Source organism: Bernardetia sp., from assembly GCF_020630935.1.
Classification (GTDB): Bacteria; Bacteroidota; Bacteroidia; order Cytophagales; family Bernardetiaceae; genus Bernardetia.
In genome coordinates, this window is sequence record NZ_JAHDIG010000129.1 from 1 (window position 1) to 5,099 (window position 5,099).

General features: G+C 33.1%; 5 protein-coding genes. 4 read left to right on the forward strand and 1 reads right to left on the reverse strand.

Annotated features, from left to right (window positions below):
- Positions 1 to 54: 54 nt before the first annotated feature.
- From QZ659_RS20010 to QZ659_RS20025, 4 genes are all read left to right on the forward strand, one after another.
- Positions 55 to 921 carry a TIGR00730 family Rossman fold protein gene (locus QZ659_RS20010; protein ID WP_291728791.1) on the forward strand — a complete coding sequence of 289 codons (867 nt, stop codon included), beginning with the start codon at positions 55 to 57 and terminating at the stop codon, positions 919 to 921.
- Between the two features lie 38 nt (positions 922 to 959).
- Positions 960 to 1,238, forward strand: a complete 279-nt coding sequence (gene nuoK, locus QZ659_RS20015) for an NADH-quinone oxidoreductase subunit NuoK (RefSeq protein ID WP_291728793.1) — start codon at positions 960 to 962, stop codon at positions 1,236 to 1,238.
- A gap of 93 nt (positions 1,239 to 1,331) precedes the next feature.
- Positions 1,332 to 2,552: a class I SAM-dependent methyltransferase gene (locus tag QZ659_RS20020; RefSeq protein ID WP_291728795.1), complete on the forward strand. Its 1,221-nt coding sequence runs from the start codon at positions 1,332 to 1,334 to the stop codon at positions 2,550 to 2,552.
- Between the two features lie 64 nt (positions 2,553 to 2,616).
- Positions 2,617 to 3,189 (forward strand): DUF3109 family protein, encoded by a 573-nt coding sequence (locus QZ659_RS20025; RefSeq protein WP_291728797.1) that lies wholly within the window; start codon positions 2,617 to 2,619, stop codon positions 3,187 to 3,189.
- 134 nt (positions 3,190 to 3,323) lie between these two features.
- On the opposite strand, the gene QZ659_RS20030 is transcribed toward QZ659_RS20025, so the two are convergent.
- Positions 3,324 to 4,859: a hypothetical protein gene (locus QZ659_RS20030; RefSeq protein WP_291728799.1), complete on the reverse strand. Its 1,536-nt coding sequence runs from the start codon at positions 4,857 to 4,859 to the stop codon at positions 3,324 to 3,326.
- Positions 4,860 to 5,099 lie beyond the last annotated feature (240 nt).

Consider the following 5,099-nt stretch of genomic DNA (forward strand, 5'->3'; position numbering starts at 1 on the left):
AAGTTAAAAAAGGCAGACTGAATACATTTTTAAAACTAAAAACACATAACTATAATGCCATACGAACAAGAAGAAAATTTTAATAAGGATAATAAAAAAACAAAATTAACCTCTGAATCTATTTCCAATGAAGGAAAAGCTGAAAAACCCTATCAGCCCAACTTAGATGACATGGAAGGAAATACGAATGCTCAAGATGTCTTGGAAGGTAAAACAGAAGAAGAAAAACGCTTGGTAAGAGCTTTTCAGAAAAGAGATTGGAGCGAAATAAAATCAGCCAACTCGTGGGTTATTTTTAAGGTAATGGCAGAGTTTGTAGAAGGCTTTGAAAAACTAGCTAGAATAGGTCCTTGTGTATCTATTTTTGGTTCGGCTCGTACTGCTCCAGACCATAAATACTATAAACTTACAGAAGAAATTGCTGCTAAATTGGTGCGTCACGGCTACGGAGTAATTACAGGGGGAGGTCCTGGTATTATGGAAGCAGGAAACAAAGGAGCAAGGTCAGAAAAAGGAAAATCAGTAGGTTTGAATATTGTTTTGCCTTTTGAGCAGGGTGCAAATGCGTATATCGATTTGGACAAACTCATCAATTTTGATTATTTCTTCGTTCGTAAGGTAATGTTTGTAAAATATTCTCAAGGTTTTATTGTAATGCCGGGTGGATTAGGAACATTAGACGAACTTTTTGAAGCCTACACACTTATTCAGACAAAGAAAATTGCTCGTTTTCCTATTGTTTTGGTAGGTAAAGAGTTTTGGGGAGGAATGATGGACTGGATAAAAACAACTGTTTTGGAGAAAGAAAAAAATGTAAGTCCAGAAGATTTGAATTTGATTAGTGTAGTAGATACAGCAGACGAAGCTGTAAAAGTTATTGATGATTTTTATTCTAAGTATTTACTTTCTCCGAACTTCTAATATTTTTGTGTCAAAGACAAGTCTTTGCCCTACAACTCATGATACTTTTCGTAGCAGCTACTTTATTTGGAATCGGAATTCTTATTGTCTTGACAAGAAAAAATGCAATGCTTGTTTTGATGGGTATTGAACTGATGCTTACAGCTTCAATGCTAAACTTTATTGCGTTTTCGAAAGATATGAGTTCACATTTGTTTGTACTTCTGATTATCGTGGTAGCTGCTGCCGAAATTACGGTTGCCCTTGCGCTGATTTTGAAAATATATAGATATTTTGGGCATATAGAAATTGATAAAATTTTAGAAAAAGAAAAATAACTTGTCCTCGTTGACGGCTGCATTTTGAGCCTCAACGACGGCTATATTCTTTCTCACTCTGAAGAGTGAGCTACATAAAGTTGAAAAATAGTAATGCTTCATCAATTCACAGAAAAAGTAAAAGAGAGTTTAGAAAATGGTAGTTTTATCAAGATTACACTTTCTAATTTTTTGAATAATGAAAATCAAACACTCAAAAAAATTCTTATTCGTAAAACGATAATTAAGAGAGAAGAAAATCTAACTTTCGTTTACAGAAACAAAACTAATGACATTACTAAAAACTATACTCTTGATGAAGGAATAAAAGTAATTATAACATTTCTTACAAAAGAAAATCAAGAAGGATTTTTTAATCAAGCTATCTTGTTTACCACAGATTTTGATTTGCATCTGAAAAATATAAGTAAAAAGCCAAGTATTTTTTCTCAAAAGCCAACACAAAAGCAAGCTATTTCTACTTCGCATGACAAGCAAAAAAAGCGAGCTATTCAGACAAAAGACAAAAAAGGGAATTCAAAAAGTTATCTTCAAGCTCTCAAAATAACTGACCCTACAGGAAAGGTTTATAAAAACGCACAAGACAAATACAAGCAAATCAATCAATACATCGAAATTTTGAGCATTTTGTTAAAGCAACTTCCTTCTGAAAAGCCATTGCAAATTACGGATATGGGAGCAGGAAAAGGCTATCTGACATTTGCGCTGCACGATTATTTAAAAAATAATCTGAAACTCAAAGTAAATACGGTAGGTGTAGAGTTTAGAAAAGACTTGGTAGAGCTTTGTAATGAAATAGCAGTAGCATCTAATTTTGAAAACCTAAGTTTTGTAGAGGGAACGATAGAAGATTATCAAATCAAAAAAGAAGACAAAACAAATATTTTGATTGCGCTTCACGCTTGTGATACAGCGACTGATGATGCAATTTTTAAAGGAATTGAAGCTGATGCAGAACTGATTGTGGTTGCGCCTTGTTGCCATAAACAAATTCGTAGGGAAATAGAAAAAGGTAGGAAAGAATTACAAAATCAACTTTCTCCACTTACAAACTATGGTATTTTCTTGGAACGTCAAGCTGAAATGCTGACCGATACGATGCGCTGTTTGCTTCTCAATTGTTGTGGTTATCAGACCAAAGCAGTACAATTTATTTCAGATACTCATACCCCAAAAAATGTCTTGCTTATTGCCACTAAAAAAACAAGTTTTTTGGAAGAAGATATGAAAGCAAAGCATTTAAAAGAATTTGAACAACTCAAATCATTTTTTGGAATAGAAAAGCATTATTTAGAACAATTAATCTTGAAATAATATAGAATTTGTCTGTAATTTTGTATTTCATTTATCATTAACCACTAATAATTTATCATTCATTGTGATTCCTATAAAACATACTTTAGTTAGCGATAATGTAGCCCTCACAAAATTTGTTTGCAATCTTAGTAAATGTAAAGGAGCGTGTTGTGTAGAGGGAGAAATGGGAGCACCCTTAGAAGACAACGAACGAAAAATTTTAGATGAAATTTATGAAGAAGTAAAGCCATTTCTGACAGAAGAAGGTATTGAAGCCATAGAAAAACAGGGGAAATATGTTTGGGATGAAGACGAAGAGTATTCTACGCCACTTATTGAAAAAGATACGGCTTGTGCTTATGTTACCTACGATGAAAAAGGCATTACAAAATGTGGGATAGAAAAAGCCTACGAGGCTGGAAAAATTGATTATCAAAAGCCTATTTCTTGCCACTTATATCCTATCAGAGTTACTAGCTATAAAAATTTTGATGCTGTAAATTATGATGAATGGGATATTTGCTCGCCTGCTTGTGAACTTGGAAAAGAGCTAAAAGTGCCTGTTTATAAGTTTTTGAAAAATCCACTTATCAGAAAATATGGCACAGAGTGGTACGACGAATTAGCAGATTTTATTGAGAAGAATATTTTGTAGAGAACTGAAAGTGAGCGAAGCTAATTACAAATTTTTTTCGTTTAAAAACTGCTGCTTTATACTAAGAATAACAAAAACGAAGTTTCGCATCACTAATCACTAATCACTAATCACTAATCACTAATCACTAATCACTAATCACTAGCTAGTTCCAAGAGTGTTTCATAATAATCTTTTTTCGCCATTTTGGATTTTAGCCATGCATAAAATGCCATTTCTTGTAGGTCTTCTTGTCTGTTAGTTTCGGCAAATGTCAAGACATTATCTACTTTTTCTGAAAAATCAGAGTGTGTTACTCTCTGTGGGTAGCGCATATATTCTTCTAGCAAATTTAAAAAAGGCTTTCGATTTTGGTTGGCAGATTTTGCAAGTAGAGAACTATATTTCTGTTTTATTTTGGAAATCATTTTTCTTGCAATATCATCATTTTTAAGCTCAAATTGCAGTACAGCTTCTATAAGCCACTTTCTAACGACCCATTCTTTACCCATTTTTTTCTCTATCCAAGCATCTGAATGACTAAATTCTAACAGAACTTTATGTGCTTTTTTAAAATTTCCTTTTTGGAAGTAATAAAACACAAGGTTAAGGTGCGTATTGAGTTCATCTCCAGTAGAAAGAATAGATTTATTTTTTTTGAGTAGGTTTTCTAAAAGTCCAATAGCTTTTTCTCTTTCTCTTGTAAATGCCAAATTAGCAGCCATCAAGAGCGTAAATTTTGAATAAAAAGATGTTTTGTAGCTTTTTGAATATTTGCTAGATGATTCTAAGATATTTTTAAATTCTTCAAGGTATTGAAGCGATTCATCAAATTTTTTATTTCTATACAAAACATGAGCAAGCATATAAAGCAAAGAAAGTCTGTAATACTGGTTATATGACTGGTTGTTTTCTGATACTTTCATATCTTTTGAAAGCTCCTCATAATTAGCACGCAGAAAAAACTCAAAGTTGTAGTAATCTTTTTTTGCTACTACAGCATTTCTAGCAATCGACAAAAGATTAAAACGAATGCGTGGACGCTCACTTATGGCTTTTGTCAAATCCCATTCTTCTAAAATTTGCGAAGTTATTGTATCGAAGTCTAATAGCTGTCCTTCTCTTTTGGCTTGTGCCAATTTATTTTTCAAGATGCAGTTGGCAATGTGCGCTCGTTCTTCTTGTTCTGCAAAAATTTTATTTTCATTTCGCAGTCTTAAAAGCTGTTCAAAAGAAGGGGCAAACTCGTTGTCTGTATTGGCTAAAGCAAGATTGTAGATAGAATTTAGAAGATGATACTGCTCGTTTTCTTTAGCTTGCTTTTCGGCTTTTTTGAGGTATTTCCAAGCAATTTTGTCCAAATTGACTTCAAAAAGATAATGAGAAAGTGAAATAATTCCCATCACATCCGTTCCCTCAATGGTTTGGTCTGTACTTCTGGAAAGCGTAATAAAATCTATAAAATGCTGCATTAGTCTTCTACGAAGAGCGTGGTAAGCAACTTTATTTTTCGTTTTGGGATAGAGTTTGTGTAAAAGCTCACTTCCATTATAGATTTCTTCTTCTTGCAGCAGTTCTAAAAGTTGTAAGTCTTTGCGGTTCTTACGAATTTTCTGACGCTGCACGAAGGCGTGAAGAGCTTTTTTTTCTTCTTCTGAAAAAGTGTCTAAAATAGAGCGAAGATTATCCAAAACAAATGTAGAATTAAGATTTTAGAGAGTAGATTATTGAAAAATAATAAAGTAGGTCAAACACTTTGATAAAGACTAGGAAGTTGTGAAAAAGTAGCTTGAATGAAGTGTAGAGTAAATTTTATTTATTATTTCTCGTTCAAGCATTCTGCTTGGACGCACTTCTTCGTCAGCATATGCTGATGAAATGGTAAGCACAAGATGGAATCCTTATCTTGTCCCATATTTTTTCGGATTAGC

Bases quoted from the DNA above. Each gene is read 5' to 3' on its own strand.
- QZ659_RS20020 (WP_291728795.1), top strand. From the start codon at position 1,332: ATGCTTCATCAATTCACAGAAAAAGTAAAAGAGAGTTTAGAAAATGGT.
- QZ659_RS20010 (WP_291728791.1), top strand. From the start codon at position 55: ATGCCATACGAACAAGAAGAAAATTTTAATAAGGATAATAAAAAAACA.
- nuoK (WP_291728793.1), top strand. From the start codon at position 960: ATGATACTTTTCGTAGCAGCTACTTTATTTGGAATCGGAATTCTTATT.